Here is a 19,259-nt window from a genome sequence, read left to right on the forward strand (position 1 = left end):
CAGCTATCTACATTTACCGAAATTGCTAAATGTCATGTAACATATCTGTCTTCAATGCTAGATTGCACTATCACCTAATAGGTATACTCCTCGGTTAGCTGTGATTTTCTCACCATATCGCCGTAGAGTTTTGAGTTCTTAATGAGCTCCTCATGCTTGCCAGCACTAACAACTTTGCCATCATCCATTACCACAATCTTATCAGCCTTCTCAATCGATTTCATCCTATGAGATACGATGATTACAGTCTTGTTTTCGATGAGCTTGTTAATACTATTTTGAATCTCCATCTCGTTTTCTACATCGAGCGATGCCGATATCTCATCGAGAAGTATTATAGGCGCATCCTTCAGAAATGCCCTCGCTATAGATATACGCTGTCTCTCCCCACCCGAGAGCTTGGATCCGTTTTCGCCAATTATGGTCTCATATCCATCTGGCATTTTCGACACTATTTCATCGACGTTAGCAAGCTTCGCAGCTGCCAAAACCTCTTCATCAGTCGCATCCTTACGCCCTAGCCTGATATTCTCCATTACGCTCGTATTAAAGAGCTCTACGTTCTGAAACACGATAGATATCTTGCTGAACAGTGATGCTGTACTGATAGATTTTATATCCTCTCCGCCGACAGTGATTTCACCTTTATCGTAATCATATAGACGCGAGAGCAACCTAAGCACGGTAGTCTTACCGCATCCTGAAGGACCTACTATAGCCGTAACAGCATTCTGATTTGCTGCAAAACTAACTCCATTTATTACCTTATTATCACCATATTGAAACTCTACACCCTTAAAACAGATGTCATATTTCTCAACTTCTTTATCTATACCTGGCTGTACTTCCTCATCCATGAGATTTCGAATTCTGTCATAGCTGTCCTCGAAGAAAAATATCGCTGCAATGAACTCTGAGAGTGAAGCATATTGATGAGATATGGTAGTTACCGCCATGAGATAACCCACGTAGTACAGAAGGATTATAGAACCTTTTGCGTAAAGAGTTGCCCCGATTACAGCTACTAGAACTGGTCCAAGTAACGGAACTACACGCAAAACTGTAGCACTTATCGCCATTGTAAATTCTGCGGCAGTATGTATTTTCTCCGTGCTTACTATCTTTGAAGTCACATCACGTCTCACTTCATCCTGCATGGAATAGCTCTTAATTTCCTGCTGCATTTCGAATGCATCTTGGAACGCATTAGCGTTGTCGAGGAGCTGCTTGTAATACACCTTGACTTTCCTAGTCTGAAAATTCTTAAATACGAACATAAGCGCTATCCCAATCCAGATAGGCATGACCACCGCAAGTCCTAGAACGAGGTTCCCGATGCACATCATGATGCTTATAATCGCAAAGAACACCACAAATCCGATAAATTCCGGCACAGCATGCGATATCGCCATCTCGATATTGCTTACATCCATCATGATGGTCTGCGAGAGATCCGACAAGTTATGCGTCGAGAAGTACGAAAGTGGTAGCTCCTTGATTTTCTTTGCGAGCTCAATGCGGAGATTTACGCTTTCTTCGTAGGTGACATCGTAAGTTAACTTGTATTCCCTAGCTGCCGCAAGGTATATAAGAATGGCTATGATAACTATTATTCCGACATAATGCGCTATTGGCTTTAGTCTGCTAGTCATCATATCATTCAGAAAGATGAACACGAGCATTGGCGGAAGCATGAAGGTTATATACTTAAAAAACGAGGCTCTCGATGCTCTCATCATGTTGTCAATACCCTCATCGGTAAGCGAAAAATGTCTCTGTAATTTTCGTTTCATTATGATAGCCTCCATTCATTAGCCTGATTGTATAAGTTGTGTAGCTTTTTGTATTTGCTATCCTTCTTCATAAGTTCGTCATGAGCCCCACGTTCAGTGACTTTTCCGTCCTCTACAACCAGTATTTCATCCACATTTCTGATGCTTGAAAGCCTATGCGCAATCATGATTACAGTCTTACCTTCCATGAGCTTTGAAAAAGCCTGCTGCATCTCATACTCATTTTCTGGGTCGCTGGCAGCACTCGCCTCATCGAGAATTATTATCGGAGCATCCTTGAGTATTGCCCTAGCGATTGCGATCCTCTGAGTCTCACCACCAGATAAGTGAACACCTTTCGCACCGATTATGGTATCCTCACGCGCTTCAAACTTATCGAGAATGCTTCCGCACATTGCAAGGTCAAGCGCTTTTATGACTTCTTCGCGCGATGCATCAGATCTTCCAATTTGTACATTTTCATGGATACTGGTTTTAAACAACTTGGCATTTTGAAACACGAATGCAATTTCATGCTCTAGCGTCTCCCTTTTATATTTTGAAATATCCACCCCACCGATTCTGAGTTCTCCACTTGATACTGGATAGAAACCAGAGATGAGCTTAGCTATAGTGGATTTGCCACTGCCTGAAGATCCCACGAGGGCATACTTCTTGCCGCTCTCTAGCTCAAGGCTGAAGTCCGTTAGGACATCTACTCCCTCTTCATATCTAAATGTCACTCCTGCAAATTCTATATCATGGCTTGTCATTTCCGAGACATCCCCATGAGCTAGCTTGTTCTTGTCCATCTCGTCAAATAGTGATTCAAGCTTGCTTATCGCATCGTTAGCCATCTCAAAATTCTTACTGAAGAACATGACCTTCATAAAAGCACTCATCAGAAGCCCCGAGAATGATGCGAAGAACACGACAAGGCTGATAGTCTCACTAGCTTGAGGTGATTTTGGCATCGCGACATATGCTACCGGCACAATCAGTGCCGAGAGGGAAAGCATGCATACCTGAAATACTACAAATGGTCTTCTGCACATCTGGCACTCTGCATTAACGACTTCAGAATATCTGATAATCGATTTGTATAGGCGTTCAAATGATTCAATCACCATATTAAATATCTTTATTACCTGTATGCCGCGCACATACTCGACCGTCTCCGAGTTAATATCGTCTAGTGCACCCATGTACTCTTTCATCATATCTGGGTCAGAATACATGAATTTAAAGCAGATACTCGCTGCTATAACCGCCGCAACAATCAATGCACCTACGTATTTGCTCACCATGAACGAGAGCACCAGTAGGCATATTGGGAACAGAACTGCATTTACGGAATCTGGCAGGATATGAGCTACAATCGTGTGCGTGTTTCCCGAGTTATCATCGATTATCTTTCTAGTCTTTCCAGAAGAGTTCATGTCGAAGAACGAAAACGATCCATCTAGAAGAGCGTTTAATCCCTTCTTTTTCATGTTCGTTTCCAGCCTAAATGCAAACAGATGACTGCACATAAGTGCTACGATATATGTGACCATGTATAGGATTGTCGTTGCAAATATCAGGTACGACAGCTTGCTAATCTTCGCATAATCAGCACTTCCCGTTATCTCGTGAAGCATTTCCCATAGAAAATAATATGGAACGAACGATAGAATCGTCGCCACGGCAGATAACAGCAAAGCAGCCACCATGTAACCCCTGCGGTCTTCCGCATAGCTGAATAGTTTTTTAAATACGCCCATCCTAAGCCTCCTTGAAGTGCTTTCTAAGTATTAGATATCCAAGGTAAGCACCGATTACTGCCATCACGAATACAACAGCTGTCGATATCACACCCCACGTGCCTGCAGTATATTTGATGTAGTTGTTCATCTCAGCTTCAGTTTGGCCTTTCTGCATCCAATAGCTTTTGTAGTGACTTAAGAAGAAGCTTGCAGGTATAATTGCACCCCATGCCTGTCCTACGTGCAGTACTCCAGATGCGATAGCAATACGATGAACACTAACCTCTTTGCCATTCCTAGAAGCGATAAAATCGGCAATTATAGCCATACCAATTGATGTTATATACCAAGGTATATAACCACCACCCATGAGCGTAAAGCAAGCCATGACGAGCACCGTCATTATCGTATACTGCCACATCTTACCGAGCTTTTTTGCCATAAAATATATAACGGTCCCAGAGAAAATAGAGCAAATTCCAGGGCTTACCGAGTGTCCGAGTGCACCAAGCGGAGTGATTAAGAGCATCGACACCATATAGATGATCATGTACACAGCTGTCAGCAGCGCAATAAGTATAAAATCCTTAGTTTTAAGCTTGTTATTCATAATAAGCCTCCATTTTTTCAAAAGTTTTATTTAACTGATTTACATTCTCTTCGTCCAAATAAAAAGCTTCCCTTATACGTCCGTCCTCGAGATAGAAGATCTTATCTGCAATGTTCCTAATAAACTCATAATCATGTGAAATAATTATGATGGTGTGACTTTGTTTCATCGATTCGAGTTGCTCCACCACACGATGCATCGACTTCTTGTCGAGCCCACTGGTCGGCTCATCCAAGATAATTACCTTGGTTTTGCTTACCCTGCTTATCGCCATCTGCAGTCTCTGCTTCTGCCCACCACTAAGGCTGTGCGGATGAGTATCTCTAAATTCATATAGGTTTAGGTCCTTCAGAGCTTCAGTGTTGAGCTCTTCATCCATGCTACTGATCTCAAGCTCCTTCATACAAGATGCTCCAAACAGCTGATAATCCGCATCCTGCATTATATACAGCGCCTGGTCTTCAATCTCTACGCTACCGCCATCTGGTTTGATGATGCCAGAGATGAGTCTAGCCAGGGTGGTTTTACCTGCACCATTTACCCCTATGATGGTTGAAATTTCACCTCGCTTAAATTCGGCACTCACTCCTTGCAGGATTCCTTTATAAGATGCGTCATCGAGTTTCACATCTACAGGACCGGCTCTTGCGATAAGTCTGTTCTCATACTTATCATCAAAGAGATTTTCAGCTCTCGCCGCATAATCACTACTGAAGTAGGCCTCTTCACTTTCATACTCCGTTACTGTATTGTCGCTTAGAAGAAGCACCTTATCGATAAGTTCACACAAATAGAAACATCGATGGTCTGCTACTAGCACGGTAATCCCCTCGCTCTTCAGTTCTTCAATCTGACTTCTTAGCCGCATAGCGTTTCCGTAGTCGAGGTTTGCAGATGGTTCATCGAATATCACTACTTGCGGATTCATAATCAGAGCTGACATCAGTGCCAGCATCTGCCTTTCTCCTGAAGATAGTTCGTAGATATCTCTATCGAGAAGATATTCTAGCTTATACTTCTTAATCAAAGCTTTAAGCCGCATATCCATCTCTGGCTTCGATACGCCGAAATTCTCCATCGCAAATACGAGCTCCGCAGTCGTATTTGTTGTAAAGAACTGACTCCTCGGATTTTGGAACACATTTCCGATGAGCGCACTTCGCTCGTTCATCATCACTTTGCTTTTCCCGCCTATAAGTAGTTCTCCGCCCAGCTTCCCATCTATAACTTCTGGAATCAGACCATTAATAATATTGAGTAGCGTGGATTTACCAGAACCACTAAGGCCGGAGATAAAAACTATACTGCCTTCAGCAATCGAAAAGTTGATATCTTCAAGCACAGATTTATGCTCACCTTCATAAGCGAATGTCAGATCTCTCGCCTCTATGACATTCTTCACAGTAACCCTCCGATGATTAAAACTAGTCCTACTCCCCCAATCGCAAACATCACGTAATCCACTCCATGAAATTGATTGTCAAAATAGCTCGTCCGCTTCTCTTCTGTAGCAATCCCTTTCGTGAGTCCTGCTGCCGTCAGCTCTGCACTTAAGCTCACGCACCTAAAAAGCTGTGGTACGAGCAAGTACTCGAAGGTTCTTAGTGGATGCTTCACTGAAAACTCGACCCCTCTAATGTGCATAGCCTGCTTGATTATGCGAAACTCTCTTCTAAATGTCGGGATGTATCTGATAGTAATAGTGAGTCCAATGATAAATATCTTTGGCAGATGTAGTCTCTGTAGAGCAGATAGTATTTCCGATGAATTATAGTCTGTGACTATCAACACCGCGATTAGTATGCATGGTGTAAAATAGACTGTCATATTAATCATCATTCCTAAGACGCTACTCTTAATATAGAAGCTATTCAAAAGGATGAACATTACCCCCGCAGCTATCCATATAAGTGCCTTAAGCATAGCCATATATCTCCGAGCAATGAACAAAGCTATATATCCCAGACAGAGTCCAACGATTATGCTCTTATCGGTTGGAAAAAACATCGTTACAACTGGAAGAACCGCATTGATGATAATTAATGTAAGAGGATTAATCTTTCTTCGTTGTAGTTGCGAAGACCTCTCGTTGATAGACTGTTCTGCTAATGTAAGTTCAGACATCGTTATCTCCTGAAACAGTGAAGTTTTCTTCCATAATATATATGAGAACAAACAATTAAAAATTATAGTTATTCGTATTTAACTCAAATGCATGTACCTGCTGATATAAAAGTAATATAACTTTAAGTCACAGTGAGTTAGATGAGGCTAACTATGTTATTAGTATATGCTTGTTCAAATAAAAATGCAATATTATCCGGAGCAAGTTTACCATTTGAATTTATAATCAAACGATATCAATCTACCTTATATCGTTTAATTGTTTGCTAGCTAATTTCGAAAATTTATACACCCGCTACAAGCGTTTAATTTTCAAGGTATCTGCGATTTTTAACGTTGTTTTGTATTGTTTAAATTTTAAAAATATAAAAAATATGTTGTGATTTTTAATAAAACATGCTATGCTCTTTATTAAATTTAACAAATTATTTAAAAAAGGGGACAAAAAATGGATAAGAAATTCACTATAAAGGAATATGTAGTTCTAGCCTCACTCCTCTTCGGACTATTCTTCGGAGCAGGTAATCTGATATTCCCAGCACTCATGGGACAGATGGCAGGCAGTCACACAGCAGCGGCAACTTTTGGCTTCATCATTACAGGAGTAGGCTTGCCATTGCTCGGTATTATTGCGATTTCCTTATCACGTAGTGAGGGTCTCTATGACCTAGGATGCAAGGTGTCGAGACCGTACAGCTTGTTCTTTACGTGTCTGTTATACCTTACTATAGGACCGTTCTTCGCACTTCCTAGAACCGCAACTGTACCTTATTCTGTCGGAGTAGTTCCTACAGTTGGCAAGGATTCTCCAGTTGTACTTGGAATTTTCTCCCTGTGCTTCTTCGCAGCAGTACTGTTCTTCGCGCTAAGACCATCCAATATCCTTACTAACGTTGGTAAGATCATCAATCCGCTATTCCTAGCATTCCTTGCAGTTCTAGTCGTTATGTGCTTCATTAAGCCAATGGGTTCTGTTTCAAGCGCTGCTCCAACAGGAGAATATGTGGCTCACCCATTCTTCAGAGGTTTCCTCGAAGGATATAATACAATGGATGCACTTGCATCACTCGCATTTGGAATCATCATAATCAATGCAGTTAGGAACCTAGGTGTAAAAGAACCTAAGAACATTGCTAAATCCACTGCTCTTGCTGGTGTAGGATGCGCAGTACTTATGGCTGTTATATACCTTGCCCTAGTAGTTGCAGGTGCTCAGTCAAGAGGAATCTTCGAAGTACAGCCAGATGGCGGAACACTTCTCAACAAGATTGCTAGCCACTACTTTGGCGGCGTAGGCAGTGTATTCCTTGCGCTGATGATCACTCTTGCTTGTCTCAAAACTGCTATCGGCCTCGTAACGGCATGTGCAGAGACATTTGGAGAGATGTTTCCTAACAAGCTTTCATACAAGGCTTGGGCGGTAGTATTCACACTCATCTCGTTCACATTTGCAAACTTTGGACTAGTTAAGATAATCGCTTACTCGGTACCAGTACTGATGTTCTTATATCCGCTTACTATCGTTATCATACTAGTCAGCCTCATCGGCGGGCTGTTTAACTACCACACAACTGTTTACAGATGGTCTATCGGATTCACTATGGTGCCTGCTTTATTCGACGGTCTAAAAAGCCTACCTCCAGCAACCGTTTCAGCACTTCACCTAGAAGGATTTATCAAGTCTGTTGGTAATTTCCTACCACTATCTGGTATCGGAATGGACTGGGTTGTACCTGCAGTTATTGGGTTCGTTATAGGAATCTTATTGTATGCACTCAAGATAGATAAGGGTCAGGCAGCATCTTAATACAATTCGCTATAGCTTAATACAAACAAAACTCCCTTTGAGGTTTTCTTCAAAGGGAGTTTTATTTATTGATTACTTATCTTTTAACTTATTTTATCTACGCACCTTGTTCTTGAGGCTCCTATTGCATAATCAATAATCGTATATCCTTATTTATCGTAATCTTTCTTGTTTAAGAACACTTCACATATCTTGTAGAATAGCCCGTATAGCAGCCCTGCAATCGGCCAGATAACCCAAGCTTTGTTCCAATAGTTGAATAGGAAACCTAGAGTCAAATATATTGCTGTAATTATAATCCAGTAAGCTCCTGCTATTGGTGCCATCTTCTGCTCTATGCGCTTCTTATAGGGGGTGTAATCGCCTTCTTGTAGTAGCTTCTTGTAACTGCCGCCGATAATACCAACTTCAACGAAAGTATATACACCTGCCGCAACCATAATTAATGTAAGTGCCCATGCGGCATTCTCAAATTGTGAAAAACGCTTATCTGAATCATCAAATATTATTCCTGGTAGGACTCCTACTATACAGAGAAACACGCCAACAGCAATCTTCTGTCCTATAACCTCTTTAAATGGAGCGTATCTGTGCTTAACAGCCGCTTCTACGCCATATCCAAGTTTCAGTTCATCCTTGGACAGATATTCATATTTTGACAGCGCAAACGACGACAATATACACAGTGCTACACCAATTGCGATTATTATAAACATAGCTGCTAATGAGATGCGTTCTAACAACTTTCTGTTATTTTCATTGGCAAAGTTCTCAGCTAGTATATAAGCCACTGGGGATATGATAAATAACCCCACAGCACCCGCTATTCTATTTGCTTGCTTATACGATTCTTCAAGATATTCATTTGCTTCTTCAAGAGAGACTGTTTTTATCGGTTTCTCAACATCACTCGCTATATCTTCAGTAGTCTCTGCATTAGATGATTCTGGCAAATCCATCTCATCCTTAAGTAGATAGTCTACAGACACTCCGAAAACTTCGCTCATCTTGATTATCTTCTGTATATCCGGCATTGAAGTTGCTGATTCCCACTTCGAAACCGACTGTCTAGATACTCCAACAAGATCTGCAAGCTCTTCTTGACTCCATCCGTACTGCTTGCGTAGGCTCATTATCTTTTCTGAAATTATCATAATACCCTCCTAATTGAGTTTCATATCATATTGTAGATATGATATCCAAAATTTCCAAATCCAGCAAAATATTTTGTGAGTTTCCTTATCATCACCTATTAAAACATATTTTGAATTTCTTTCCTATTTTTCGTTTTCTTTTCATAGAGCAGCTGCATTCTATGGTTTCATTTTATGGTAGCGACGTCCACTTCACCACCAACTGCACTTGGAAATTTGTCAACTCACGGTTGCAACTAGCGTTTACATCTTATTATTGTACGCTAAAAATGCTTATTTTGAGAGATTTTGATCTCAAAATAAAGACTCTCGTCAATGCGGGCGAGAGTCTTTATCATGATGTCATATAAGAGTAGAATAAATCTATTTTTTAGGCTTTCCCTTATCAAAATAGTCCTTTGTAAGTCTGATAACAGTACCTGACAGCAGTAGAACTGCAATCAAATTTGGAATTACCATCAATCCATTAAATGTGTCTGCTATGTTCCATATTAATCCTAGATCCATAGTAGCTCCGATAATAGCCACTAGTGAATACACAACGATAAACGGCTTTATGGCAGACTTTCCGAACAAAAATTCTATACATCTCGAGCCGTATAACCCCCAGCCTAGTATAGTTGAGAAGGCGAAGCAGCAAAGTGCTACAGCGAGCATTACCGAAACCCAACCTCCGAAAGTAGCTGTGAATCCTGAAATGGTGAGCTCTGCACCTGCTGTCTTACCGTAATTGATTTTCACGCCACTGCAGAGGATTACAAGAGCCGTAATAGTACAGATTACAATCGTATCTGCAAATACCTCGAATATTCCCCATAGACCCTGCTGAACTGGGTGGTCCACCTCAGCCGAAGAATGAGCGATGGAACCTGTACCAAGACCCGCTTCATTTGAAAATATACCTCTAGAAACACCTCTTCTCATAGCAATGAACATTGAACCTACAACGCCGCCTGTTATAGCCCTTGGTGTAAATGCGCCTTCAAATATATCTCTGAAAACGCCAGGAACGTTCTTGTAATTGAGAATAACTACTAGAAGTCCAAAGATTATATAGTAAAGCGCCATGAAAGGAACTAGTTTCTCCGTTACACGTCCGATACGCTTTATTCCTCCGATTAAGATAACCAGCACCAGCAGGGTAATCGCTATACCAATGCCTAGGTTGACACCAGATGGAAGGCCGTGCTTAAATGCACCAGTCGATGTCAATGCCGAATCGATAGCTGTCGTAATCGTATTAACCTGCGTAGCATTTCCTGTACCGAACACCGTAAGCACTCCGAATGTCGAGTATAAAATTGCTAGCCAGCTCCATTTCTTACTTAGACCATTCTTTATGTAATACATAGGACCGCCAACCCAGTCTCCATGGTCATTACGCTCTCTAAAATGTACAGCTAGCGTAACCTCCGCGAACTTTGTGCACATACCTAGCAGTGCAGAAAGCCACATCCAGAAAACTGCTCCTGGTCCGCCTAAAGCGATAGCTCCGGCGACACCCGCGATATTACCAGTTCCAACGGTTCCCGCGAGTGCGGTACATACGGACTGGAATGAGGTAAGAGCACCATCTCCAGCTTCCTTTTTATCGAACATAGCACCGAAAGTGTGCTTCAGTGTATATCCGAATTTTCTGAACTGAATGAAGCGCGTGTTGAGAGTCAGCCAAATTCCAACTCCCATAATGCAGATCATCGAGGGCACACCCCAAATGAATGCATTAATCATGTCGTTGTAAGAAACAATCGTTTTAAGCATAAAGGACTCCTTGTAATAATATAAAATTCATGTTTTGATTCTAAAACATCAGAGATGATTCTGCAACAGATTTAGTAAAAGTTAATAAAATAATAAAGTTTTCATTGTGAAATTAAACAATTTGATTTACAGTATCAATATTTTTTATGGTTGTTCGTCCATATGATAATTAAGCCGCATAAATAAATGGTTAATTCCAATACACTATCTATTCTCGTTTCCCACTAAATTCCCATCCTTAGATAGTCAATTCATTTTAAGATAATATTAAATAAAAGTTTAACGTCTTTTACAATCTAATTTAATTGACTTTTCTATGTTATGCTCATATTATGGAGATATCAATTGATACTAATTAGATTACTAATAAGGAGGTTCACTATGATTGCTACAATTATTTATGTAATAGTAGTTTTTTTGATAGTATTGTTATTGGTTTCCTGCATAAAGATTGTCCCACAGGAGCATGCATACGTAATTGAAAGGCTAGGGAAATATCTATGTACATGGCACGCAGGTCTTCATTTTAAATTTCCAATCATCGACAACGTGATCAATAAGATTTCGCTCAAGGAGCAGGTTCTCGATTTTCCTCCTCAACCTGTAATCACTAAGGATAACGTATCTGTGCGCGTGGATTCTGTTGTATTCGCAAAAGTATTTGACCCTAAACTATACACATACGGTGTAGAAAATCCAATCGCCGGTCTACAGAATCTGTCTGCAACTTCACTCAGAAGCATAATCGGAGGCATGGAGCTCGATACAACGCTATCGTCCAGAGAGCAAATCAACGAAGACATGGAGGTCATTCTTGATAAAGCAACTGATTCATGGGGTCTCAAGGTCAACCGTGTAGAGCTCAAGAATATAATTCCACCTGAAGAAATCGAAGAAGTAATGACAAAGCAGATGAGAGCCGAACGAGAGAGACGTCAGACTGTACTCGAAGCGCAGGCTCATAAGGAATCTGTAGTATCGCGTGCTGAGGGTGATAAGGAAGCAAAGGTTCTCGCTGCCGAAGCTGAGAAGGAAGCAAGAATCGCTCTCGCTGCCGGTGAAGCAGAATCTATCAGACTCGTATACGAAGCGCAGGCTCAGGGTCTTGAGAAGCTCAAGAAAGCTAATATCAACGAGGGTGTTCTCAAGCTAAAAGGCCTCGAGGCTCTGAGAGATATCGCTGATGGTCGTGCAACAAAAATATTTATGCCTACGGACTTGGCAAGCATCGTATCAAATCTTGGAATGGCTTCTGAAGCTCTAGGCATAGGTGACTACACAGAGATTGATAAGTCACCTGTTACTGATAAGGGAAGTTATAACGATAGCTGCCTCAAGAATACTTCCTCCAAGATTACTAAGGAAGTCGCAGGAACTAATGCAAGCATCCAGGTTGATTTAGAAAACCGAAGAGAAGATATTATCTAGCTATATAAAACCTTGGCATCTCAGGTATCTAGGTTTTGATTTCTTTACATAGAGTTCCACATATAGGGCTCAAAACCAATTAATACACAGTACAAAAGGACGAAGAATCAATCTTCGTCCTTTTCTCATATTATTCCTCTATACTATCTAAGCATCTTTCGTAGATACTGCCCTGTAAATGACTTCTCGCACTTAGCAACCTCTTCAGGTGTTCCCGTCGCAACGATAGTTCCACCACCACTACCACCTTCTGGTCCGAGGTCGATAATGTGATCTGCACACTTAATCACATCAAGATTATGTTCGATTACCACCACCGTATTGCCCTCGTCAGTCAGTCTATTAAGAACGTACATCAACTTCTCGACATCAGCGAAGTGAAGCCCCGTTGTCGGTTCATCTAATATGTATAATGTCTTACCTGTACTCTTCTTGGAAAGCTCTGTAGCGAGTTTGATTCTCTGCGCCTCGCCACCAGATAGCTGAGTCGACGGTTGTCCGAGTTTGATGTATCCGAGGCCTACATCATCGAGCGTTCGCAGATATTTCTCGATGGATTTGTGATTCTCAAAGAATGGTAGTGCCTCTGTAACACTCATCTCGAGAATCTCAGAGATATTCTTCCCTTTGTATTTTACCTCCAGCGTCTCGTGATTGTATCTAGCACCGCCACACACCTCACATGGAACATATACATCTGGTAGGAAGTGCATTTCTACTTTGGTGATACCATCTCCGCGGCATGCTTCGCACCTTCCGCCCTTTACATTGAAGCTGAAACGGCCCTTCTGATATCCTCGCATCTTAGCCTCTGGCATCTGTGCAAAAAGGTCTCTAATCGGATCGAACATTCCCGTGTAAGTTGCAGGATTTGACCTAGGTGTACGTCCAATCGGCGATTGATCTATATCTATGACCTTGTCAAAATTCTCAATGCCACGTATCTCCTCATGCGCGCCTGGCTTTTCCTGTAGCTTATTTGTAACACTTGCGACCCCTTTGTAAAGTATTTCATTTACAAGGGATGACTTGCCAGAGCCCGATACGCCCGTCACACATACTAGCTTGCCTGCTGGAATCTTAACATCTATATTGCGTAGATTATTTTGCTTAGCTCCAATAATCTCGAGGTATTTACCGTTTCCAGTTCTTCTAGTCTTAGGTACGCCAATCTTACGCACACCAGACAGAAACTGTCCAGTTATAGAGTCCTTGCAGGCTTTGATATCCTCGACAGTTCCCTGAGCCACCAACTCACCACCATAGATTCCAGCCCCAGGTCCGATATCCACGATATAGTCAGCAGCATACATCGTATCTTCATCGTGCTCAACGATGACTAAGGTATTACCCATATCGGTCAAGTTCCTCAGTGCGCCGAGCAGCTTGTCGTTGTCTCGCTGGTGGAGTCCAATCGAAGGCTCGTCCAGGATATACAGCACACCGACGAGCCCCGACCCTATCTGAGTAGCCAACCTGATACGCTGAGATTCCCCTCCCGAGAGCGTGCCTGCGGCGCGCGACAAAGTCAGGTATCCGAGCCCCACCTGCTTTAGGAATCTGAGTCTCTCCCTGATTTCCTTAGTGATGAGCCTCGATATCTGCTGTTCCCTTGGCGTCAGCTCAAGCTTTTCAAAGAATAGAATCGCCTGCTCTACTGATAGGTCAGTTAGTTCGATGATATTTTTATCACCAACCGTTACTGCCAGCACCGTGTCCTTCAGTTTCTTGCCATGACAAGTAGGACAGATTGCCTCTGTCATCATGCCAGCAATTTTTTCCTTTATATAATCTGAATTAGTCTCGCCATATCTTCTCTCTAGACTAGGAATCACACCTTCAAACGTATGATTCATATGGGATACACGGCCAGACTTGCTAGTATAGGTGTATTTGAGCTTACGATTACCAGTTCCATGCAGCAGTTCATTTCTAAAGTCTATCGGCAGCTCCTTGTAAGGAACACCGAGGTCTGTCTTGTGATCTATTGCCAGCTGGTTGAGCATCTGGCGGTAGAATCCCATCGCATCCATCGTCGAGAACACCTGCCCCATCGCGCCATCGAGTATGCTCTTATTCGGTTCGGATACGACGTTATCATCATCGATTTTTAGCGTAAATCCTAGACCAGTGCACGTTTCACAAGATCCATATGGCGCGTTGAATGAGAACATTCTAGGCTCCATCTCCTCGATCCCCACACCGTGCTCTGGGCAGGCGAGTTGAGTGCTAAAAGTCTCCTCCGCATCCTTAGTCTTGCCGTCTTCGGTCTTATACTGAAATAAAATATTGGTAGTCCCTTCACCTTCTTTAACGGCGAGTTCAACCGCTTCAGCAATACGGCTTCTATTTTCAGACCTTAATACAATTCTATCGATAACTATATCTATGGTGTGTTTCACATTTTTGTTGAGGTTAAATTCCTCCTGCTCATCCACTCTAATCATCTCGCCATCGAGCCTAATTCTGATAAAGCCGTCTTTCTTAATACGAGAGAGTATATTCTTGTGCTCTCCTTTGCGCCCCTTGATTATCGGTGCCATGACGGTTAGTCTGGTACCTTCATCGTGAGCCATGATATGGTCAACAATAGTGTCTACAGACTGGCTGGATATCTCCCTACCGCACACTGGGCAGTGAGGAATACCGACTCTAGCATACAGAAGTCTTAGATAATCATATATCTCTGTAACCGTTCCGACAGTCGACCTCGGATTCTTATTAGTGGTCTTCTGGTCAATTGAGATCGCTGGTGAAAGTCCCTCAATTAGTTGCACATCTGGCTTCTTCATGAGTCCGAGGAACTGTCTCGCATACGAGGAAAGTGACTCCACATACTTCTTCTGTCCCTCTGCATATATCGTGTCGAATGCAAGCGAAGATTTACCAGAACCTGAAAGTCCGGTAAATACAATCATCTTATCGCGAGGAATCGTAAGATCCACGCCCTTAAGATTGTTCTCCTTTGCACCTTTAATTACTATGTTTTTCTCCATAGAAATACCCTTTCAAAATATCTATGCTCTCTTGCTGCTCCTTAGATCAAACAGTAGATCCCTGAGCTCTGCTGCTCGCTCGAACTGAAGGTCTTTAGCCGCCTGCTTCATCTCCTTCTCGAGATTCTTAATCGTACGTTGCAGCTCCTTCGTCGTCATTTCCTTTGGATTCTTGAGTTCAGTGTCTCCGGTATACGACTTCGTCGCCTCGATTACATCACGTATAGGCTTTATGATAGTCTGTGGTGTAATTCCGTGTTCTTCATTATATCTCTCCTGGATTTCACGCCTTCTCGCAGTCTCATCTATGGTGTACTTCATCGCCTTGCTGATGCGATCAGCATACATGATAACTCTGCCGTTCTGGTTACGTGCAGCTCTCCCGACAGTCTGAACCAGCGAGGTCTCTGTGCGGAGGAATCCCTCTTTATCAGCATCTAGGATAGCTACGAGCGATACCTCTGGTAGGTCAAGCCCCTCTCTCAGAAGATTGATGCCGACTAGAACGTCGAATTTACCAAGGCGAAGATCCCTGATTATCTCTAGTCTCTCGAAATTATCTATTTCAGAATGCAGATATCTGACCTTGATCCCTTCATTTCTTAGGAATCCCGTGAGGTCCTCTGCCATTCTCTTGGTGAGTGTCGTGATGAGCACTCGCTCTCCATTATCCACAGTCTTATATATCTCGCCGATTATATCATCTATCTGACCTTCAATCGGCCTAACTTCTATTATCGGATCAAGAAGTCCCGTCGGTCTGATAATCTGTTCTGTTGTGACGCCATTTGAGTTCTCGAGCTCGTATTTCCCTGGCGTAGCACTAACGAATAGAATATCGTTAGTGACCTCATTAAATTCTTCGAACTTGAGCGGTCTGTTATCCAGTGCCGAGGGGAGTCTAAATCCAAAGTCGACAAGCGAGCTTTTTCTTGCCCTATCCCCATTGTACATCGCGCGCAGCTGAGGCAGCATTACATGCGACTCATCGATTATAGTTAGAAAATCATCCGGAAAATAATCAAGAAGAACGTAAGGTCTCTCCCCAGGCTTCAGGAAGTTCAGATGCCTCGAGTAGTTCTCGACTCCCTTACAGGTTCCGACTTCCATCATCATATCCATATCGTAGTTGGTACGCTGGGTGATACGCTCAGCCTCAAGTAGCTTTCCATTCTCCTTAAACCATTTTACACGTTCATCAAGTTCTTCTTTTATGGTGCCGACAGCAAGCTGCATGTCCTCCTTGCTAGTTACGTAGTGGGATGCTGGGAATATTGAGATATGATTACGTACACCTGTGATTTCACCAGTCAGAGCGTTCATCTCTTTGATTTCCTCTATCTCATCTCCAAACATCTCGACTCTTACCGCCTCTTCTCCACCAGCAGGATATATATCGATTATGTCGCCACGAACTCGAAATGTACCGCGATGGAAATCGATGTCATTTCTCTCATACTGCATGTCGATGAGTTTTCGCATCATCATTGTCCTGTCCATCTCCACCCCTGGTCTCAGAGATAAGAGCTGATTTCTATACGAATCAGGGCTACCGAGACCGTATATGCAGGAAACACTAGCAACTATGATAACATCTCTACGCTCGAGGACTGCCGCAGTCGCAGAGTGCCTGAGCTTGTCTATTTCGTCATTTATATCAGCATCTTTCTCTATATACGTGTCAGTAGAAGCGACATATGCCTCTGGCTGGTAGAAATCATAGTACGATACGAAGTATTCAACGGCATTGTTAGGAAAGAATTCTTTCATCTCTCCGTGAAGCTGCGCTGCCAATGTTTTGTTATGCGAAATTATAAGAGTTGGCTTCTGCACCTTCTCTATTATCTTCGCCATCGTATAAGTCTTGCCAGATCCAGTAACGCCAAGTAGAGTCTGGAAGCGCTTTCCAGACTCTATACTCTCAGCTATTTTCTCTACAGCCTGTGGCTGATCACCCATCATCTCGAATTCAGAATGAACTTTGAACTCAGGCATTTTAACCTCGACTTTCTCATCATACAAGAACATTCATCCATATACTCAATTCACTGTCATAATTTCAGCTACTTATTTTCAATATCTATCAGTCTTTCATTCTCATAGAGCATTGGGCATTCGCGGGCAATCTGTTCGATTGTCTCTCTTATACGCTCCATCTCTTCAGAGAATTCTTCAAAAGCAGCTGTTGGAACATTTCTATTTAGGAAAAGTTGTTCAATCTCTCTGTTGAACTGAGTTAGATTATCTGTGAGCTCGATGAACTGTTTGAACTTGTCCGATTTGCTAGCGTTTTTAAACTTTGTTATATCGCGTCTGATAAAATCCACAACATCCGTCTCGCCATAGAATTTGCCGAGAAGCATCGGATACGGATTTACCCTGCGTAGGTACATAGCATGATCACGTCTGAGATCCAGCATATACTTGATAGTAAGCTCATCGTTGATTTCAAACTCATATATATTGATATGGGCAGGCATGTTCTTAACGTTCGTCGCACCGAGCTGCTTGACCATCATATTAATCATATCACTTGTTACTCTGTCTGTTGTAAGTGTGTTTGCCATTTATTGCCTCCATTCTCCGCTACATTCCGTACTTAACTAACAGGAATACCATAGAAATAGCTACTGATCCTAGCATAAACGGCATTCCGACGCGCAGATAGCTCTTAAATGTAATCGGGTATCCGTGCTTGGTACTGATATCTGAGAGTACTACGTTTGCCGAAGCTCCAATCATCGTTCCATTTCCTCCAAGACAAGCTCCAAGTGAAATTGCCCACCACAGTGGTTCGACATCCATGCCGTCTGCCTTTAATGCGAGCACTAATGGAATCAGCGTTGCTACGAACGGTATGTTATCGAGGAACGACGACAGAATAGCTGATGCCCATAGCAATATTAGCATCATCATAACTGGGTGGCCTTCTGTCTTCTCGATTACCACAGCCGCCATCTGCTTGATAACTCCAGTTTCCGTAAGTCCTCCAACTACTACGAAGAGCGACATGAAGAACGCAATAGTCGTCCACTCTACATCCTGAATAGCATTCTCAACGCTTGTACCACCTATAATAAGCATAATTGCTGCTGCCGCAAGCGCAATTACAGATGATTCAATTCCTAGCCTATCATGGAATATAAATCCCAAAATTACGAGGCAGATAACTACAACTCCCTTGATGAGTAAAGGCCTATCAGTAATCGATTTATTAGGATCAAGATTCATAATCTTGGATGTATCAAGTCCCTCTACCTCAATCTCCTTCTTATACTCGAAGCGCATCGTGATAATCATGAATACGATTACAAGCACAACGGCAAAGCCAGTGTTTTCGAGAAAGTCCATAAAAGAGAGTTTTGCAGCACTTCCAATCATGATATTTGGAGGGTCACCGATGAGTGTTGCCGTACCTCCGACATTAGATGCGAGAATCTGCGTCATCAAAAATGGTACCGGATTAATCTCAAGCATCTTCGCAATAGCGATAGTCATCGGTCCGACGAGCAGTACCGTCGTTACGTTATCTAATATTCCAGATAGAATTGCGGTGATTAAGATAAAAGCAATCATTATCTTCCACGGATCTCCATGCACCACCTTTGCCGCCTTAATTGCGACATATTCGAACAGTCCCGACTGTCTGATTACAGCGACCAATGTCATCATTCCCACGAGAACACCAATGGTATTGAAGTCGATATAGGAGAGTGCTTTCTCACCGCTCATAACACCTGTGAATACGAGTACCACAGCACCAGCGAGAGCAGCCGCCGCTCTATGAACCTTTTCACTCATGATCAGTCCGATGACGACCACGAACACTACAATAGCAATAACTTCCATTACTTACCCCCTT

The 19,259-nt window shown here is 42.4% G+C and carries 13 protein-coding genes; 2 read left to right on the forward strand and 11 right to left on the reverse strand.

The genetic code is table 11. The features are described from left to right. Positions 1-74: 74 nt before the first annotated feature. The 5 genes from QU661_RS06655 to QU661_RS06675 are packed head-to-tail and all read right to left on the reverse strand — an operon-like array spanning position 75 to position 6,251. Entirely contained in the window at positions 75-1,793 is a 1,719-nt protein-coding gene (locus tag QU661_RS06655) for an ABC transporter ATP-binding protein (RefSeq protein ID WP_304989468.1), read from the reverse strand. Further along, a complete protein-coding gene (locus QU661_RS06660) occupies positions 1,793-3,535 on the reverse strand; it encodes an ABC transporter ATP-binding protein (RefSeq protein WP_304989469.1) in 1,743 nt (580 codons plus the stop codon). Before QU661_RS06660 ends, QU661_RS06655 begins: the two co-directional genes overlap by 1 nt. Position 3,536: 1 nt before the next feature. Further along, positions 3,537-4,127, reverse strand: coding sequence for an MptD family putative ECF transporter S component (locus QU661_RS06665; protein WP_304989470.1), 591 nt, complete (start codon positions 4,125-4,127; stop codon positions 3,537-3,539). Continuing rightward, positions 4,120-5,529: an ABC transporter ATP-binding protein gene (locus QU661_RS06670; protein ID WP_304989471.1), complete on the reverse strand. Its 1,410-nt coding sequence runs from the start codon at positions 5,527-5,529 to the stop codon at positions 4,120-4,122. Before QU661_RS06670 ends, QU661_RS06665 begins: the two co-directional genes overlap by 8 nt. Then, a complete protein-coding gene (locus QU661_RS06675) occupies positions 5,526-6,251 on the reverse strand; it encodes an energy-coupling factor transporter transmembrane component T (protein WP_304989472.1) in 726 nt (241 codons plus the stop codon). The genes QU661_RS06670 and QU661_RS06675 overlap by 4 nt, the downstream gene beginning before the upstream one ends. 448 nt (positions 6,252-6,699) lie before the next feature. Between QU661_RS06675 and brnQ the strand changes: the two genes are divergently transcribed. After that, positions 6,700-8,058, forward strand: coding sequence for a branched-chain amino acid transport system II carrier protein (gene brnQ, locus QU661_RS06680; RefSeq protein ID WP_304989473.1), 1,359 nt, complete (start codon positions 6,700-6,702; stop codon positions 8,056-8,058). Between the two features lie 149 nt (positions 8,059-8,207). Here brnQ and QU661_RS06685 read toward each other — a convergent pair whose 3' ends face one another. Beyond that, positions 8,208-9,212 (reverse strand): helix-turn-helix transcriptional regulator, encoded by a 1,005-nt coding sequence (locus QU661_RS06685; protein ID WP_304989474.1) that lies wholly within the window; start codon positions 9,210-9,212, stop codon positions 8,208-8,210. Positions 9,213-9,575: 363 nt separating this feature from the next. Then, positions 9,576-10,973, reverse strand: a complete 1,398-nt coding sequence (locus QU661_RS06690; protein ID WP_304989475.1) for an alanine/glycine:cation symporter family protein — start codon at positions 10,971-10,973, stop codon at positions 9,576-9,578. A gap of 381 nt (positions 10,974-11,354) precedes the next feature. On the opposite strand from QU661_RS06690, the gene QU661_RS06695 reads away from it, so the two are divergent. Further along, positions 11,355-12,401: an SPFH domain-containing protein gene (locus QU661_RS06695; RefSeq protein WP_304989476.1), complete on the forward strand. Its 1,047-nt coding sequence runs from the start codon at positions 11,355-11,357 to the stop codon at positions 12,399-12,401. Between the two features lie 143 nt (positions 12,402-12,544). On the opposite strand, the gene uvrA is transcribed toward QU661_RS06695, so the two are convergent. The 4 genes from uvrA to QU661_RS06715 all read right to left on the reverse strand — a co-directional run bounded on the left by uvrA (position 12,545) and on the right by QU661_RS06715 (position 19,246). Next, entirely contained in the window at positions 12,545-15,397 is a 2,853-nt protein-coding gene (uvrA, locus tag QU661_RS06700) for an excinuclease ABC subunit UvrA (RefSeq protein ID WP_304989477.1), read from the reverse strand. A gap of 21 nt (positions 15,398-15,418) precedes the next feature. Next, a complete protein-coding gene (gene uvrB, locus QU661_RS06705; protein ID WP_304990472.1) occupies positions 15,419-17,392 on the reverse strand; it encodes an excinuclease ABC subunit UvrB in 1,974 nt (657 codons plus the stop codon). A 68-nt stretch (positions 17,393-17,460) separates the two neighbouring features. Next, complete coding sequence (locus QU661_RS06710; RefSeq protein ID WP_304989478.1) at positions 17,461-17,964, reverse strand: hypothetical protein; 504 nt, start codon at positions 17,962-17,964, stop codon at positions 17,461-17,463. Positions 17,965-17,983: 19 nt separating this feature from the next. Next, complete coding sequence (locus tag QU661_RS06715; RefSeq protein WP_304989479.1) at positions 17,984-19,246, reverse strand: ArsB/NhaD family transporter; 1,263 nt, start codon at positions 19,244-19,246, stop codon at positions 17,984-17,986. Positions 19,247-19,259: the final 13 nt, after the last annotated feature.

The sequence above is a fragment of the Mogibacterium neglectum genome, assembly GCF_030644205.1.
GTDB lineage: Bacteria > Bacillota > Clostridia > Peptostreptococcales > Anaerovoracaceae > Mogibacterium > Mogibacterium neglectum.

Excerpts from the sequence above, each read along its gene's own strand:
- brnQ (WP_304989473.1), top strand. The coding sequence starts at position 6,700 with ATGGATAAGAAATTCACTATAAAGGAATATGTAGTTCTAGCCTCACTC.
- uvrB (WP_304990472.1), bottom strand. The coding sequence starts at position 17,392 with ATGCCTGAGTTCAAAGTTCATTCTGAATTCGAGATGATGGGTGATCAG.
- QU661_RS06660 (WP_304989469.1), bottom strand. The coding sequence starts at position 3,535 with ATGGGCGTATTTAAAAAACTATTCAGCTATGCGGAAGACCGCAGGGGT.
- QU661_RS06715 (WP_304989479.1), bottom strand. The coding sequence starts at position 19,246 with ATGGAAGTTATTGCTATTGTAGTGTTCGTGGTCGTCATCGGACTGATC.
- QU661_RS06690 (WP_304989475.1), bottom strand. The coding sequence starts at position 10,973 with ATGCTTAAAACGATTGTTTCTTACAACGACATGATTAATGCATTCATT.
- QU661_RS06665 (WP_304989470.1), bottom strand. The coding sequence starts at position 4,127 with ATGAATAACAAGCTTAAAACTAAGGATTTTATACTTATTGCGCTGCTG.
- QU661_RS06685 (WP_304989474.1), bottom strand. The coding sequence starts at position 9,212 with ATGATAATTTCAGAAAAGATAATGAGCCTACGCAAGCAGTACGGATGG.
- QU661_RS06675 (WP_304989472.1), bottom strand. The coding sequence starts at position 6,251 with ATGTCTGAACTTACATTAGCAGAACAGTCTATCAACGAGAGGTCTTCG.
- QU661_RS06695 (WP_304989476.1), top strand. The coding sequence starts at position 11,355 with ATGATTGCTACAATTATTTATGTAATAGTAGTTTTTTTGATAGTATTG.
- uvrA (WP_304989477.1), bottom strand. The coding sequence starts at position 15,397 with ATGGAGAAAAACATAGTAATTAAAGGTGCAAAGGAGAACAATCTTAAG.
- QU661_RS06655 (WP_304989468.1), bottom strand. The coding sequence starts at position 1,793 with ATGAAACGAAAATTACAGAGACATTTTTCGCTTACCGATGAGGGTATT.
- QU661_RS06710 (WP_304989478.1), bottom strand. The coding sequence starts at position 17,964 with ATGGCAAACACACTTACAACAGACAGAGTAACAAGTGATATGATTAAT.